The sequence below is a fragment of the Mycobacterium sp. DL99 genome, assembly GCF_004762045.1.
Taxonomy (GTDB): Bacteria; Actinomycetota; Actinomycetes; order Mycobacteriales; family Mycobacteriaceae; genus Mycobacterium.
Map to the genome: position 1 here is coordinate 1,813,148 of NZ_SJOM01000007.1, position 14,735 is coordinate 1,827,882.

16 protein-coding genes are annotated in these 14,735 nt (G+C 66.3%); 8 read left to right on the forward strand and 8 right to left on the reverse strand.

The window, feature by feature from the left end:
• Window positions 1–597 carry a hypothetical protein gene (locus EYZ64_RS09100; RefSeq protein WP_135453144.1) on the reverse strand — a complete coding sequence of 199 codons (597 nt, stop codon included), beginning with the start codon at window positions 595–597 and terminating at the stop codon, window positions 1–3.
• A 122-nt stretch (window positions 598–719) separates the two neighbouring features.
• On the opposite strand from EYZ64_RS09100, the gene EYZ64_RS09105 reads away from it, so the two are divergent.
• Genes EYZ64_RS09105 through EYZ64_RS09115 form a run of 3 tightly spaced genes read left to right on the forward strand, consistent with a single transcriptional unit; the run spans window position 720 to window position 4,131 of the window.
• Window positions 720–2,465 carry a glycerol-3-phosphate dehydrogenase/oxidase gene (locus EYZ64_RS09105; RefSeq protein ID WP_135453145.1) on the forward strand — a complete coding sequence of 582 codons (1,746 nt, stop codon included), beginning with the start codon at window positions 720–722 and terminating at the stop codon, window positions 2,463–2,465.
• Entirely contained in the window at window positions 2,462–3,331 is an 870-nt protein-coding gene (locus EYZ64_RS09110) for a pseudouridine synthase (RefSeq protein WP_135453146.1), read from the forward strand. Before EYZ64_RS09105 ends, EYZ64_RS09110 begins: the two co-directional genes overlap by 4 nt.
• A 29-nt stretch (window positions 3,332–3,360) precedes the next feature.
• Window positions 3,361–4,131, forward strand: coding sequence for an SDR family NAD(P)-dependent oxidoreductase (locus EYZ64_RS09115; RefSeq protein WP_135453147.1), 771 nt, complete (start codon window positions 3,361–3,363; stop codon window positions 4,129–4,131).
• Here EYZ64_RS09115 and EYZ64_RS09120 read toward each other — a convergent pair.
• Window positions 4,100–4,897 (reverse strand): enoyl-CoA hydratase/isomerase family protein, encoded by a 798-nt coding sequence (locus EYZ64_RS09120; protein ID WP_135453148.1) that lies wholly within the window; start codon window positions 4,895–4,897, stop codon window positions 4,100–4,102. The two genes, EYZ64_RS09115 and EYZ64_RS09120, sit on opposite strands and share 32 nt — an antisense overlap.
• 9 nt (window positions 4,898–4,906) lie before the next feature.
• Window positions 4,907–5,599, reverse strand: coding sequence for a TetR family transcriptional regulator (locus EYZ64_RS09125; protein ID WP_135453149.1), 693 nt, complete (start codon window positions 5,597–5,599; stop codon window positions 4,907–4,909).
• 71 nt (window positions 5,600–5,670) lie between these two features.
• Between EYZ64_RS09125 and EYZ64_RS09130 the strand changes: the two genes are divergently transcribed.
• Together EYZ64_RS09130 and EYZ64_RS09135 are read left to right on the forward strand one after the other, a co-directional pair.
• A complete protein-coding gene (locus EYZ64_RS09130) occupies window positions 5,671–6,762 on the forward strand; it encodes a ferredoxin reductase (RefSeq protein ID WP_135453150.1) in 1,092 nt (363 codons plus the stop codon).
• Window positions 6,763–6,790: 28 nt separating this feature from the next.
• Window positions 6,791–7,927, forward strand: a complete 1,137-nt coding sequence (locus tag EYZ64_RS09135) for a fatty acid desaturase family protein (RefSeq protein WP_135453151.1) — start codon at window positions 6,791–6,793, stop codon at window positions 7,925–7,927.
• Here the strand turns inward: EYZ64_RS09135 and EYZ64_RS09140 are convergent.
• Window positions 7,917–8,432, reverse strand: a complete 516-nt coding sequence (locus tag EYZ64_RS09140) for a GNAT family N-acetyltransferase (protein ID WP_135453152.1) — start codon at window positions 8,430–8,432, stop codon at window positions 7,917–7,919. The genes EYZ64_RS09135 and EYZ64_RS09140 overlap by 11 nt on opposite strands.
• An 80-nt stretch (window positions 8,433–8,512) precedes the next feature.
• On the opposite strand from EYZ64_RS09140, the gene EYZ64_RS09145 reads away from it, so the two are divergent.
• Window positions 8,513–9,133: a TetR/AcrR family transcriptional regulator gene (locus EYZ64_RS09145; protein ID WP_135453153.1), complete on the forward strand. Its 621-nt coding sequence runs from the start codon at window positions 8,513–8,515 to the stop codon at window positions 9,131–9,133.
• 50 nt (window positions 9,134–9,183) lie between these two features.
• Window positions 9,184–10,533 carry a flavin monoamine oxidase family protein gene (locus tag EYZ64_RS09150; protein ID WP_502702946.1) on the forward strand — a complete coding sequence of 450 codons (1,350 nt, stop codon included), beginning with the start codon at window positions 9,184–9,186 and terminating at the stop codon, window positions 10,531–10,533.
• A gap of 27 nt (window positions 10,534–10,560) precedes the next feature.
• Here the strand turns inward: EYZ64_RS09150 and EYZ64_RS09155 are convergent, their stop codons facing one another.
• Window positions 10,561–12,021 (reverse strand): HNH endonuclease signature motif containing protein, encoded by a 1,461-nt coding sequence (locus EYZ64_RS09155; RefSeq protein WP_135453155.1) that lies wholly within the window; start codon window positions 12,019–12,021, stop codon window positions 10,561–10,563.
• 131 nt (window positions 12,022–12,152) lie between these two features.
• Window positions 12,153–12,905, reverse strand: a complete 753-nt coding sequence (nei2, locus tag EYZ64_RS09160) for an endonuclease VIII Nei2 (RefSeq protein ID WP_135453156.1) — start codon at window positions 12,903–12,905, stop codon at window positions 12,153–12,155.
• Between the two features lie 234 nt (window positions 12,906–13,139).
• On the opposite strand from nei2, the gene EYZ64_RS09165 reads away from it, so the two are divergent.
• A complete protein-coding gene (locus EYZ64_RS09165; RefSeq protein ID WP_286174704.1) occupies window positions 13,140–13,544 on the forward strand; it encodes a TrmH family RNA methyltransferase in 405 nt (134 codons plus the stop codon).
• A 98-nt stretch (window positions 13,545–13,642) separates the two neighbouring features.
• On the opposite strand, the gene EYZ64_RS09170 is transcribed toward EYZ64_RS09165, so the two are convergent.
• Both EYZ64_RS09170 and EYZ64_RS09175 read right to left on the reverse strand, forming a co-directional pair.
• On the reverse strand, window positions 13,643–14,275 hold the full coding sequence (locus tag EYZ64_RS09170; protein WP_135453158.1) for a GAD-like domain-containing protein: 633 nt from the start codon (window positions 14,273–14,275) through the stop codon (window positions 13,643–13,645).
• A gap of 46 nt (window positions 14,276–14,321) precedes the next feature.
• Window positions 14,322–14,732 carry a hypothetical protein gene (locus EYZ64_RS09175; RefSeq protein ID WP_135453159.1) on the reverse strand — a complete coding sequence of 137 codons (411 nt, stop codon included), beginning with the start codon at window positions 14,730–14,732 and terminating at the stop codon, window positions 14,322–14,324.
• Window positions 14,733–14,735: the final 3 nt, after the last annotated feature.

A 14,735-nucleotide genomic window follows, 5' to 3' on the forward strand; every position in this document is an offset into this window, starting at 1 on the left:
TCACGCCTTGCGGCGCCATCGCAGGATTGCGGTGACGGTGAGGGCCACGATCCCGACGCCGAACAGGAAGCAGCCACCGAAGGCCGCGACAATTGCGCCGACGACCCAGGTCGTCTTGGCGTCGCTGCCCACCCCGAACTGATCCGACGCCGCGCCCTCACATGTGACGGAGTATTCAGACGCCTTTTGAGCGGTCACGGTGAACACGGCCTGCCATTGGTTGATCGTGAGGCCGCCGTTGTAGTTGTCGATCTTGGCTTCGTCGTCAGAACCGCGTTGAGTGCCGACATTGCAGTGCACCTTGTGGTGCTCCCCGGGATTGGCGACGAAGATCACCTTGCTCTCGCCCGCATCGAAGTGCACCGTCGTCATTTCGCCGTTCCCGAAGGTGTGTTCGGCATCGGGCGCTGAGCCGGAGAAATCGGAGGACAATCCCACACCGGCGATCACAGCGATTGCCAGCCCGATGATGAGCAGCGCAGCGCCGACGCCGTACCAGCGCTTCCTGGGCGGCGCCTTCCGTTGGGGGTAGCCGGGAACGTAACCCGGAAGCGGCGGGTACTGCTGGCCGGGCCATCCCGGGGGTGGAGTCGACACGACGGGAAACCTACCCATCAATGTGAGCGAATCGGCACTGCACCACGCGGGATCCGGCAAGACACAGACCGGCGGCCTGCAGAATCGGGCGGATCCCACGTCGTCCACGTAGCCTGGGGATCGTGACTGACCCGATCTCAGCACCGGGCGACGGGCAAACCTTCCTCGGACCGGAGCAAAGGGCGCAAGCCTGGCAACGACTCGGCAGCGAACAATTCGACGTGGTGGTGATCGGCGGCGGTGTCGTGGGCGCCGGCGCTGCGTTGGACGCAGCCACCCGAGGATTGAAAGTCGCGCTGGTCGAGGCGCGGGACTTCGCGTCCGGCACCTCCAGCCGCAGCTCCAAGATGTTCCACGGCGGCCTGCGCTACCTCGAGCAGTTGGAGTTCGGGCTGGTGCGAGAGGCCCTGTACGAGCGTGAACTGAGCCTGACCACGCTCGCACCGCATCTGGTCAAACCGCTGCCGTTCCTGTTCCCGTTGACCAGCCGCTGGTGGGAGCGGCCCTATGTGGCGGCCGGTATCTTCCTCTACGACCAGCTCGGCGGTGCGAAATCCGTTCCCGCGCAAAAGCATCTGACCAAGTCCGGGGCGCTGCGTCTGGCCCCGGGGCTCAAGCGCAGCTCGCTCATCGGCGGGATCCGTTACTACGACACGGTCGTCGACGACGCCCGGCACACCATGACCGTGGCCCGCACCGCCGCCCACTACGGCGCGGTGGTGCGCTCGTCGAGCCAGGTGGTGTCGCTGTTGCGCGAGGGCGATCGGGTGGTAGGTGTGACACTGCGCGATTCCGAGGACGGGGCCACCACAGAGGTGCGCGGCCATGTTGTGGTCAACGCCACCGGGGTGTGGACCGACGAGATCCAGGCCCTGTCCAAAGAGCGCGGCCGGTTCCGGGTACGCGCCTCCAAAGGCGTGCACATCGTGGTGCCGCGGGACCGGATCGTCAGCGAGGTGGCGATCATCCTGCGCACCGAGAAATCGGTGCTGTTCGTGATTCCGTGGGGCACGCACTGGATCATCGGCACCACCGACACCGACTGGAATCTGGACCTCGCGCATCCGGCCGCGACCAAGGCCGACATCGACTACATCCTGGGCCATGTCAACACCGTGCTGGCCACCCCGTTGACCCACGACGACATCGACGGCGTCTACGCCGGGCTGCGTCCGCTGCTGGCCGGTGAGAGCGAGGAAACCTCCAAGCTCTCGCGTGAGCACGCCGTCGCGGTGCCCTCGCCGGGCTTGGTGGCCATCGCGGGCGGGAAGTACACCACCTACCGGGTGATGGCGGCCGACGCGATCGACGCTGCCGCAGAGTTCGTCCCCGCCCGGGTGGCACCGTCGATCACCGAAAAGGTCCCGCTGATGGGCGCCGACGGGTATTTCGCGTTGATCAATCAGACCGAGTTCGTCGGGAAGCATTACGGGCTGCATCCCTACCGCGTCCGGCATCTGCTGGACCGCTACGGCTCGCTGATCGGCGAGGTGCTCAAGATGGCAGAGGGCCGGCCCGAACTGCTGGCCCCGATCACCGACGCGCCCGTGTACCTCAAGGTCGAGGCCTACTATGCCGCCGCGGCCGAAGGTGCTCTGCATCTGGAGGACATCCTGGCCCGGCGGATGCGGATCGCGATCGAATACCCGCACCGCGGAGTCAATTGCGCCCGCGAGGTCGCGGAAGTGGTTGCACCCGTGCTGGGGTGGACCGCCGAGGACATCGACCGCGAGGTCGCCACGTACATCGCCCGGGTGGAGGCCGAGGTGCTTTCGCAGACCCAGCCCGACGATGAGTCCGCCGATGCCCTGCGTCAGGCCGCACCCGAGGCCCGCGCCGAGATCCTCGAGCCCGTGCCGCTCAATTGAGAAAACGCCCGCCGCCGCTGCCGGTGCGTGACGGACTCGGCCCGGCGCGGCTGCGGTTGCTGGGCGGCAACGTGCACGACGAGTTGCAGGAGCGGTTCGGTATCGGCGCGAAAGTGCTTGCCGGAGAAGTGTTTCTGCCCGACGGTGCGGCTGCGGATGCGACGACGACGCTGCCCGCGGGCGCGCACGTCTACTTCTACCGCGACCTGGTGGACGAGGTGGAGGTGCCGTTCGACATCCCGGTGCTGTACCGCGACGACGACATCGTCGTGGTCGACAAGCCCCACTTCCTGGCCACCATGCCCCGTGGTGGCCATGTCGCGCAGACCGCGCTGGTGCGGCTGCGTCGCGAACTGGACCTACCGGAGCTGAGCCCCGCGCACCGGCTGGACCGGCTGACCGCGGGTGTGCTGCTGTTCACCGCGCGGCGTGAGGTCCGCGGTCGCTATCAGCGGCTGTTCGCCGAAGGCAGGACGCGCAAGACGTATCTGGCCCGCGCCGAGGGCACCGCCACGGTGCCGTTGCCCACCACATTGCACAGCCGGATCATCAAGCACCGCGGGCAGTTACAGGCCTTCGAGGAGCCCGGGGAACCCAACGCCGAGACGTATGTCGAGGAGCTGGGAGAGGGGCTGTACCGGCTGTTGCCCCGAACCGGGCGGACGCATCAATTGCGGGTTCACATGGCCTCGATCGGGTTGCCGATCATCGGTGACTCCTTGTACCCCAACGTGATCGACGTCGCGCCCGATGATTTCGGCGACCCGCTGCAACTATTGGCCCACCGCCTGGAGTTCACCGATCCGATAACCGGTGAGGACCGCGAATTCGTCAGTGCCCGGATAGTGGGCCGAAGCCTTGCGTGACCGGACCGCGGTGATGTTCTACTGACGGGGTGAACCGTGAGACTTTTGACCATCTGTTCGACATGACCGACCGGACCGTGATCGTCACCGGCGGCACCCGTGGCATCGGATTGGCTCTCGCCGAGGGCTTTACGCTGGCCGGCGCCCGGGTGGTCGTCGCCAGCCGCAAGCCCGAGGCCTGCGAGCGGGCGGCCGAGCACCTGCGGGAACTCGGGGGACAGGCAATCGGGGTGCCCACGCACAGCGGCAACATCGACGACCTCGGCGCACTGGTGGAGCGCACGGTCGCCGAGTTCGGCGGGATCGACGTGGTGGTCAACAACGCCGCCAACGCGCTGGCCCAGCCGCTGGGGGAGATGACGCCGGAGGCCTGGGCGAAGTCCTACGAGGTGAACCTGCGCGGGCCGGTGTTCCTGGTGCAACACGCGCTGCCCCATCTGAAGGACAGCCCGAAGGCGGCCGTGCTGAACATGGTGTCGGTCGGGGCGTTCAACTTCGCCCCCGCACTGTCCATCTATGCCTCGGGCAAGGCCGCGCTGATGTCGGTCACCCGGTCGATGGCGGCCGAGTTCGCGCCGCTGGGCATTCGGGTGAATGCCCTGGCGCCGGGACCCGTCGACACCGACATGATGCGCAACAATCCGCAGGAGGCCATCGATCTCATGAAGGGCGGGACCTTGATGAAGCGGCTCGCCACCCCGGACGAGATGGTCGGCGCGGCCCTGCTGATGTGTTCGGACGCCGGCAGCTACATGACCGGGCAGGTGGTCATTGTCGACGGTGGCGGGACACCTCGCTGACCTCGGCCAGGCTTCCGGTGCCGACGGACAGGATCTGGCTGCGGTTCTCCACATGCAGCGCCGTTTCCAGGCAGCCGGCGTCGAGGTTGGCCCAGAGCACCTGCTTGGTCGATTCCAGTCCGAACTTCCCGTAGCCGCACAGGGTTTCAGCGATTTCAAGGGCGGCGTCGAGCAAGTTCGCCGTGTCGTCGACGATGCGGGTGACCAGTCCGAGTCGCAGCGCCTCCGGCGCCTCGACCGCACGCGCGGTGAGGATCAGGTCGAACGCCGGGCCCGCACCGATGATCCGGGGCAGGGTGTAGCTCACCCCGATGTCGCAGCCGCCGATGCCCAGCTTGATGAACTGCGTGCAGAACTTCGCCGACGGCCCGGCGATGCGAATGTCGCTGGCTGCGGCCAGCGCGAAGCCGCCACCGTATGCCACGCCGTTGACCGCGGCGATGACGGGTTGGCGCAGCCGGTGCAGTTTGACCGTCAGGTTCGCGATGCGTTCCTGCCAGCGCATGCCCGAGCGAGGGAACTCGGTGCCGCCGCTGGCTTCGGGCGGGTTGGGATTACTCAGATCCAGGCCCGAGCAGAAGCCGCGTCCAGCGCCGGTGAGCACCACGACGCGGCACTCGTTATTCGCCGCGATCGCGTCGAGGGTGGCGTGCAGGGCCTCGACCAATTCGTAGGACAGCGCGTTGAGCTTTTCGGGGCGATTGAGCGTGATGACGGCGATTTCGGGCCGCGGGTAGGCGAGATCGAGTGGCTGTGCTGGGGGCATGAGCGGACCCTAGCCGGTGCTGTGCCACCCGTTGACGCCAACGGCGATCATCCGTAGTTGTTTGACCGCGGTGCGGTGGATGGCCTCGACGGCCGCCGCATCGCCCGCATCTTCGAGGCTCTCGGCTATCGAGATCATCGAGTTGACGAACAGGTTGGCCAGAATGTTGAGATCCTCGCTGCTCCAGTCCTTGAGGCCGGGGAAGCGGGCCAGGTCGATCGCGAGCTCGGACGTGATCAACCGGATCTCGGTGCGAATCGCGTAGCGCAGCACCGACATACCGCTGGAACGTTCGCGGGCGATGAACCGCCAGTACTCGCGCCGGTCGTTGAAACTGCCGATCAGGATCTCGGCCGAGGATTCGATGACGTGGTGCGGGTCGAGCTTGCCGGCACGCGCACCGCGCAGCATGTCGCGCAGGGACCGGAACGACTCATCGATGAGCACCAGGCCGAGCGCATCCATCGAGTCGAAGTGCCGGTAGAACGCGGCGGGAACGATGCCGGCCTCCCGGGTGACCTCCCGGAGGGACAGCGCGCTGAAGCTGCGGTCTTCCAGCAGGGTCAACGCGGCCGTGATGATCGCGCGCCGGGTGGCCTCTTTGCGTTCTTCCCGGGACAGCGTGTCCCGCGACCGCGACGACGATTCGGTTCGGCGCGTTCGTGAGCTCGATGTTCGTGAATTGGGCGTACGTTTGTTCACTGATGTGAACCCTACCACTTGCTGGGTTTTTATCGTTGACAGAGTCATGTGTGCACGCGCACTGTGTACACATGTTCACTCAAACTTTGGCTGAAGGTGTTGGCCGGCGGCTGCTGGCCGGCCCGCGAATGAGTGCTCTCGCGAACCTGCTTACCGGCCCCCACGGGGTCGACCGCTACACCGAGCTGGTCGAGCCGACATGGACCCGCGGCGACGCCCGGGCCAAGGTGGTGGCGGTGCGGCGCCAGACGCCGCGCAGTGTCACGCTGACCCTGGAACCGAACGCGGCCTTCGCCGGATTTCGAGCCGGTCAGCACATCAACCTCTCCGTCGAGATCAACGGCCGGCGCCGTACCCGGTGCTACTCGCCGGCCAATGCCGAAGGGGCGGGCCACCTTGAGTTGACCATCGGCCGCCACGACGGCGGGCTGGTGTCGACCTACCTGTGTGACCACGCCTACCCGGGCATGGTGCTGGGCCTCGACTCGGTCGGCGGAGATTTCGTCCTGCCCGAGGCGCTGCCGCGGCGCATCCTCTTCGTCTCCGGCGGCAGTGGCATCACCCCGGTGCTGTCCATGCTGCGCACATTGCGTGCACAGGCGTTCACCGGGGAGGTCGCGTTCCTGCACTACGCACGCGGCGCCGACGAGGCCTGCTACCGCTCTGAGCTGGCGGCCATGCGTTCGGCCGGCGTCCGGGTGCTGCACGGTTACACCCGCGACGGGGCCGTCGGCGACCTCGACGGGTACTTCGGTCCCGCGCACCTCGCCGCGGCCTTCCCCGGCGCCCAGCCGGACGCGGTATTCGCGTGTGGCCCGCAGGCATTGGTCGACGCGGTGCGGGAGGTGCGTCCCGACGCGCAGTCGGAGAGCTTCGTCCCACCCGTGTTCGCAGTGCCGACGGGATCCACTGGAGGCACCGTCCGGTTCGCCAACAGCAACGTGGAGGTGACCGACGACGGTCAACCGCTGCTGGTGCAGGCCGAGGCCGCCGGCCTCACTCCGGAAAGCGGTTGCCGGATGGGCATCTGCCACACCTGCACCCGATTCAAGGCCAGCGGCGCAGTTCGCAACCTGATCACCGGCGCGATCTCCAGCGCCGACTGCGAAGACATCGAAATCTGCGTCACCGCACCAGTCGGCGACGTCGTCATCGACCTCTGAGACCTATCGACCTCCGAAAGGCACAGACATGACTCACTACACCCTGACCCCCGAGCAGTTCGAAACCTTCGGCGCCGAACTCGACGCCATCCGTGAAAAGGCAATTGCCGATCTCGGTGAGCGCGACGCCACCTACATCCGCGACATCATCAAGATGCAGCGCAAGCTCGAGATCGGTGGCCGTGCGCTGCTGTTCCTACCGCCGGCCTGGCCGGTCGGCACGGTGATGCTCGGGCTGTCGAAGATCCTCGACAACATGGAGATCGGCCACAACGTCATGCACGGTCAGTACGACTGGATGGGCGATCCGGCGTTGCGCGGCCAGAACTTCGAATGGGATTCGGCCTGCCCGTCCAATCAGTGGCGGCACTCCCACAACTACATGCACCACACCTACACCAACATCGTCGACATGGACCGCGACATCGGCTACGGCGTCCTGCGGATGAGCGAGGACCAGAGATGGAGCCCGTACTACCTGGGCAACCCGCTGTACGCATTCCTGCTGATGGTGTTCTTCCAGTACGGCGTGGCTCTGCACGAACTGGAGACCGAGCGGATCCGCACCGGTGAGATCAAGCTGCGGGACAAGAAGGACATGCTGCGCGAGATGTGGGACAAGGTGCGCAAGCAGACCGTCAAGGACTATGTGGCCTTCCCGCTACTGGCGGGCCCGTTTGCGCCATTCGTGTTCGCGGGCAACATGACTGCCAATCTGATGCGCAACGTGTGGTCCTACACGATCATCTTCTGCGGGCACTTCCCGGAGGGCACCCACGAGTTCACCATCGAGGAGACCCAGGACGAGACGCGCGGCCAGTGGTACTTCCGCCAGCTGCTGGGTTCGGCAAATCTGACCGGCGGCAAGTGGTTCCACATCTTCAGCGGCAACCTGTCGTTCCAGATCGAACACCACCTGTTCCCGGACATCCCGGCGCACCGCTACGCCGAAATCTCCGGTGAGGTCAAGGAGATCTGCCAGCGCTACGGTCTGCCCTACAACACCGGCCCGATCCACACGCAGTTCGCCTCGGTGGTGCGCAAGATCGTGCGGCTGGCGTTCCCGTGGGGCAGCAAGCCCAAGGATCCCGAGCCGGCCGCCAAAGAGCCTGCACCGGAACCGGCTTCGCGGCCGATCTGTGAGCCGGAACTCGTCAACTGCTGACCGCCAGGCTGCACTGCAGCAGCACCGTGTCCAGCCACCGTCCGTGCTTATAGCCGACCGCGCGCAGTCGCCCGGCCTCGGTGAAACCGTGCTTGCGGTGCAGGGCAATGGATGCCGCTGCCTCGTCGGTGTCGACCACCACGGCGATGACCTCACGGATACCTGCCGCGGTGCAGCCGTCCAGAAGTCCTTGCAGCAGTAGCGTTCCGATCCCACGACCGGCGCACTGCGGCGTGAGATAGATCGAATTCTCCACGGTGTGCTGATAGGCCGGGCGCAGTTTCCACGGCGAGCAGTAGGCATAGCCCACGATCTCGTCGTCGAGTATCGCGGTGAGGAACGGCAATTCGCGTTCGCGGGCTGTCGCCAGCCGACGCTCCCACTCCTCGCGGTGCGGTGGGATCAGTTCGAACGTGGCCACCCCGGACTCGACATGGTGGGCGTAGATGGCGCTGATCGCGTCAAGGTCATCCGGTGACGTGGGGCGGACGACGGCGTTGGTCATGTTTTCACCCTAAGGGGCGTCGACCCGGTCGGTTGTCTGACTTTCTCCTAAGCTGTCGCTCAGTCGAGGGAGGGATTCCGATGGCCTACGTCAAGGCAGCCGAGCGTCACGAGCAGATCGTCGCGGCGGCGATCCGCGTGCTCAGTGAAGTCGGCGTGCCGGGTACGACGCTGCGTGCCGTGGCGGCCGAGGCGGGCATCCCGTTGGGCACGTTGCATTACGTGTTCCCGTCCAAGGACCAGATGCTGCGCGCCGTCATCGCCGCGGTCATCGACGACGTCGTCGCCACCGTGCACGACAGTCTGCAACTCGACCAGGGCCTGGCGCACGCGATGCGCCACGGCGTCACGACGTTCTGGGACACCCTGGTCGAAGGTGATGTCGGCGTGCAGGTCATGCAGTACGAACTGGCGATGTACTCCGTGCGCAGCGAGGGATCGGGGGGATTGGCCCAGCTGCAGTACGACCGCTACACCGCACTGGTGACCGAGTTCTGTGAGCAGGCGGCGAACGCCGCCGGCGAGCGGTGCGCCGTCGATTTCGCCACCCTGGGCCGGTTGGCACTCGGGATGCTCGACGGGCTGATCATCCAGTACATCGCGTGCCGAGACGGCCGTCGCGCGCGCAGCGACCTCGAGCGCGCGATCCAGATGCTCGTGACGCTCGCAGGCCCCCAGCCAGTGGCGGGTATGCGCAGCTAGCCGTCGACGGCTGTTGCCCCGGGCCGCCCCGTGCTACAAAAGTCGGACGGTTGACCGACTTGGAATCTGGAGGTCTCATGACGGCGCAGGGCAGCGCGAGGGACGCCACGGTGGTCGTGGTCGGCGCAGGTGTGGCGGGGCTGACCGCGGCCCGCGAGCTTCATCGCCGCGGCATCGACGTGGTCGTGCTGGAAGCCGCCGACCGGCTCGGCGGACGAACGATGAGCGAGACCACCGCGCTGGGATCGACGGTTGACCTCGGTGGTCAGTGGATCGGCCACGATCACCGTCGTCTCATGGCGTTGGCCGACGAGCTCGGACTCACCCGGTATCGGATGCACACGGGTCCGATGCCGGGCCTGATCGACCGCTCGCGCCGGTTGTCGGCGGTTGCGCCACCGGTTCTCGCCGCCATGGTGGTTCTTGCCGGCCTCGAAGTGCTGTCCCGTACCGGGGTGCCACAACGCTGGAACGACACGACGGTCGAGTCGTGGCTGCGCCGGGCGCCGGGCCGTACCGCACGCCGGCTGCTGGAAGTGATTGCCGCGGTGTCCTGGACGGCAGACCTGGACCGACACTCGGTCTACGCGATGATGCGGATGATCCGCCAGCAGGGCGGTGTGCGCACCATGTTGTCGACCAAAGGGGGCGCGCAAGACTCCTTGCTCGTCGAAGGGATGAAGGGACTCGCCAACGGTTTGGCTGTCGACCTGGGCTCCCGGATCCGCTTGGGGCATAAGGTCGTATCGATCCGTCGCGACAACTCTGGCGTGACCGTCGGAACGACGGCGGGCGCCTTCCGGGCCGCCAAGGCCATCGTCACCGTTCCGGCACCCATGGCTGGATCCATCGCCCATCAACCACCGCTGCCGCCGGAACGGGCCCGGCTCGCGGACTGCACCTATATGGGATCGGTCTACAAGGCCATCGCGGTGTACGACCGGCCGTTCTGGAGGGAGCGCAAGGGTGGCGAGCTGATCGTCCTCGACGGACCGGGCAGCGGTGTCTTCGACACCAGCCCGCCGGATGGGCCGGGCCACCTGTGTGTGCTCATCGGTGGACCTGCGGCGCGTCAGCTCGATGGCCTCTCTGTCGAGGAGCGGCGAAGGGCAGCGCTGGACCCACTGATCGGCCACATCGGGCCGGAGGTGCTTGAGCCGGTCAGCTGGCATGAGAAGTCATGGCATACCGATGAATACGTCGGCGGTGGCTACATGGTCCTACCCATTGCGGGCACCCTGGAGGGGCTTCTCCCGTTGCCCTCCACGCCCGTCGGCGGCATTCACTGGGCGGGTACAGAAACCTCGAGCGATCACGCGGGTTACATCGAAGGCGCGATCGAATCCGGCCTCCGCGTGGCGCAGGAGGTCGCCCAGGCGCTGAGTGTGGCAGCGGGCTAGAGGCCGAATGCCCCAGCGAAACGCCGTTCAGAATGGTGGGGGTGGTCCGTATTCTTCGGCGAGCCAGGCTTGGTATTGGCGTTCGATGTCGAGGTCGTTGTTGAGTTCGGCGCGTAGCCGTCGTTCGGCGTTGATCCGGTCTCGGCGGTCTTGTTCGCGGGTTTGGCGGCGGGTCGGCATCCTCGCGCCCCGGTTCGGGCTCGCGGCCGGGGGTTCGGGAAGGTTCAGCTCCCCAGTGGGTTGCGCGAGGGTCGGGAACATGCCGGCGCCGTGGGGTTCAGTGGTGTAGGTGTGCCCGGTGGGCCCGGTGAATTCGACGGTGCCATCGGGCAATTGACGGTCCGACCACCCGGCGCAGAAGGTCTTGACCAAGTGGTGGGCGCGGCAGTAGAGCTTGGCGTTCGACGGGTGGGTGGGGCCCAGCGGGTAGGGCATCGTGTGGTCGATGTCGCAGCGCTCGACCGGGGCGTCACAGCCCGGGAACCGGCACGTCAGATCGCGCCAGCGGATGAACTCCGAGAGGCCCACCGATGGGCGATAGCCAGGCTCAGACCCATCAGACGCATCACCCGGCTCGCTGGGTTGGTCCGGCCCGGCCGGCACGTGCAGCGGCTTGATCTTCGCCGTGGCCGCAAGGTCACGCACCGACTCGGCGGGCAGGATCCCATGCCCCGGTAGATATCCCGGATCATCCGAGCTGCCATCGACGGTAGCCCGATCGGCCAGCACATGAACCACCGCCGCATCGGCCGCCGCCCGCTTCTGCGCCGCGGGGCACTCGTCACGACCACACCGGCACGGCAGTTGGGAATCCAACCGGGCCAACGGCCCCACCGCATCCGCGCGACGCTGCTCACGGGTACGCGGATCGTGCTCACACACCGTCGCCGCCAGGGCGTTGAGGCGTTGATCGAATGCTGTCCCGTCGGCGGCATCCAGGTTGGCCCACACCGTCGCCTTGCCCGGGCTGCCCGCCTCGATCTGCACGAACCGCTCCTCGGCCACATCCGGGGGCACCCGCACCCCATTCGGATCCAGCTTGGCGATCCACTGATCCACCCGATCCCGCAACTGCCGCTGCGAAAACCGCATCCACCGATGCGCCCGCGCCGCCAACTCCGCATCCAACCCCGCCCACACTGCCGGATCCACGATGCCAGTGCGGGCAATGATCGTGCACACCACCCGATAATCGATATCCCCAACCGCGAACCGCGCCGCCACCTGGGGCAGCTTGTCCCGCAACACCCGGGCATGGTGAACCTGGGTCCCGGCCCGACCCCGACTGATCCGCAACGCCGCCGACACCTCCGCGGCCACTTCTTCGAACGGATCAGTCCGCCACAAAATGCTTTCGACCAACTCCTGTTCCCGCAGGCTGTCCAACGCCCCGATCGCCGCCAACCGGCCCGCGATCGCCACCGACTCCGCCCGCGCCCCGGCACTGATCCTGTCGATCAGCTCCACATCCGACACGGTCTCGAACATACGTTCGAGCATGCCATGCGTGACCGACATTGACTCTGTTTTCGGGTACGAGTTCGGGTCCGGGTGAGGCTCGAACCTGGCCGTTCCTCGTCAACGCGCAGTGCGTCAATGACCCTGACCCACGAGAGAATTCAGGATTGGCAGGTTGGGCACCAGTACGTCACCCGCTCGGTGCCGGCGTCGGTCTCGATCAAGGTCCCGCATCGGCGGCAGGGCTCACCGGCGCGGCCGTAGACCCACAATTGTCGGCCGGGCCGCGTGTCCCCGGTCGTTGTGCGATTCCATCGGGACCGGTTGAGCCACAGCATGTCCCGGGCGCGTTGCACGACGCGCAACGGGTCGGTCAGCGTGCTGACGGGTGAGGTCGGCAGCCGGCCGAAGACGAAACACAGTTCGTTGCAGTAGACGTTGCCGACGCCGGCCATCACCCGCTGATCGAGCAGGGCCTGCGCCAACGGACGGTCGGGGTCGGCGGTCAGATTGGCAGCCGCGGTCCGTGGCTCCCAGTCAGGGCCGAGCAGGTCCGGACCGAGGTGGGCCACCGCTGCCATATCGGCGTCGCGGTCGAGCACTTCGAGAACGCCGAGGTCGATCCCGGTGGCCCGACTGTCGGCGGTCTCCAGCACGATCCGGATCCGGTGGGCCGCACCTTTGGACCACCCGATGCGCCAACTACCCTCCATCTTCAGATGGGAGTGGATGCTGGCCGGACCAACTCGGATGAACAAGTGCTTACCGCGGCTGAGCACCTCGTCGACCACGTGCCCGGTGAGATCGACGGTGGCGTAGCGTGGAACGCGAATGTCGCATCGCGTCAAGGATTTTCCCGCCAGAGCGGTGCGCAGTGCCGTGGCGGTGTGGAAGACGGTATCTCCCTCTGGCATGTTTTCATTGAACCAGTTGTCATGGAAGTTGACGGTCGCTCGATGGCATAATCGGCCGATGATCAATTCTCGACCCGGCGGGAGGGGCGTTCCCGCCCTCCAGTGAGCGGCGCGGAGGCGCCGCACCCGGCGCCTCGCATTCGAACCCGTAAAGAGATCCACCGGCAGCGGCGCTCTGGCCGTCGCCAGTGCTGGAACCACATCATCGTCGCACCACTCTGGCCCAAGCACGGCGTGAATCTGGGCACGTTGCTCCGCACGTGCGACGCCGTGGGTGCATGTCTGGCCGTACCACGCCTGCCGTGGGCTTCCGAGGCTCTACGCAAGGGAAACACTCTGCGGCACAGGTCATGCGTCCACTGGATCTACGGCGACGTCGTCGGCTGGCTGGAGAAGCAACGGGAGCGGTCGCACATCATCGGTGTCGAACTCGCCGACGAGGCGATCCGGCTGGCGGATCTGCCCGCGGCGCGCACGCGCACGGTGTTGGTTCTCGGCAACGAGGGCAGCGGTATGCCTGCCGAAGCAATGGAATTGCTCGACCTGGCGGTCGAGATTCCAATGGTGGGCACCGGTCACAGTCTCAACGTCGCTGTTGCGGGATCGCTCGTGCTGTACAAGGTCGCCGGCCTCCTGTGAGGCGGTTCACCGCAGCCGCTGACCACGCGGCGTGCGGGCGAACCCCGACGCCGCCTCAGCGTCAACAACCTCGTACGGGCCGGTCATGCCACCACGTATCAGTCGTCGCCGATGACTGACCGCAGAAGCGCAATGTGTACATGAATCTGGAACAGGTGGGTGGCCTCCACAATTGCGGCGCCACCGATCAGCAGACCCGGCGCGAATCCGTACAGCTCATCGAACCGCAGGGCGCCGAGATGCTGGTAGACCCGTTCGAACATAGGCGCTTCGTTGCGGTCGTAGAACTCGAACCGCTCCATCCCAGATGCGGTGAAGAATGCGTGCAGCGAGCGCTCGAATCCACCCGGCGTCAGATCTCTGGCCGGCGGTTTGAGGAACAGAACTCCACGTACCGGATCAACAATGAGCGATATGCCGTACCCGGGCGTGCAGAACCACACCTTCCCGAAAGCGCTTCGGATGAAAGGAATGTACTGCGCGTAGGTGCCCAGCCGCGGGTGCTGAACCTTATCGAGGAGGACCTGTTCGGTGGTGACCCTCCATTCGGCCGGATCCACCAACCAGGCCGTCCCGTTGCCGAATCCGGAGAACCCGAACTCCTGCCAGTAGGAGATCAGGCAGTCCGGGACTAGCCCGGTGTAGGCGCGCACGTGCTCGTCAGTGCACGGGGGACCAGGGATCGAGAACGGAAGCTCTTCGAGGAAACACTCGAAGAATTCGTCGGGCATGCCGTCACCTCCCGTCAAGTGCGTCTAGGCCTGCAGCCGGTCTCGGTTAGCCAGCGATGGGGCCCGCGAGCGATGCCATGCGCCACGCGGCCCCCAGGATGGCCCCCTGGGCGAGAATGCCGATCAGCGGCCACCAGAACCCAATTCGGTTGCGGGCCAGCTGAATGACGCCGACACAGAAGAACAGCCCGGCCGGCACCATCGTCGCGAGCGCCGTCCACATCGCGTAGTTGATCCACTTCTCATCGCCGCATTCCACGTAGGCGCAGTTGTCGATGCTCATCGGGAAAACCATGAAGCTCGTCAGCGCGACGAAACCCAACCCGGCCTGGACTACGAACAGCAACACACAGACGGTGATGTCGGCGATCCGGACACCGCGGGGGAGTCGACGCACCTCGTCGTGCGCAATGTCGTTACCGAGCGTTGGCTGAACCTGTTCGGCCGGCTCGTTCATACC

Bases quoted from the DNA above. Each gene is read 5' to 3' on its own strand.
- EYZ64_RS09120 (WP_135453148.1), bottom strand. From the start codon at position 4,897: ATGCCCCCAGCACAGCCACTCGATCTCGCCTACCCGCGGCCCGAAATC.
- EYZ64_RS09130 (WP_135453150.1), top strand. From the start codon at position 5,671: ATGTTCACTCAAACTTTGGCTGAAGGTGTTGGCCGGCGGCTGCTGGCC.
- EYZ64_RS09135 (WP_135453151.1), top strand. From the start codon at position 6,791: ATGACTCACTACACCCTGACCCCCGAGCAGTTCGAAACCTTCGGCGCC.
- EYZ64_RS09140 (WP_135453152.1), bottom strand. From the start codon at position 8,432: ATGACCAACGCCGTCGTCCGCCCCACGTCACCGGATGACCTTGACGCG.
- EYZ64_RS09145 (WP_135453153.1), top strand. From the start codon at position 8,513: ATGGCCTACGTCAAGGCAGCCGAGCGTCACGAGCAGATCGTCGCGGCG.
- EYZ64_RS09155 (WP_135453155.1), bottom strand. From the start codon at position 12,021: ATGTTCGAGACCGTGTCGGATGTGGAGCTGATCGACAGGATCAGTGCC.
- nei2 (WP_135453156.1), bottom strand. From the start codon at position 12,905: ATGCCAGAGGGAGATACCGTCTTCCACACCGCCACGGCACTGCGCACC.
- EYZ64_RS09170 (WP_135453158.1), bottom strand. From the start codon at position 14,275: ATGCCCGACGAATTCTTCGAGTGTTTCCTCGAAGAGCTTCCGTTCTCG.
- EYZ64_RS09175 (WP_135453159.1), bottom strand. From the start codon at position 14,732: ATGAACGAGCCGGCCGAACAGGTTCAGCCAACGCTCGGTAACGACATT.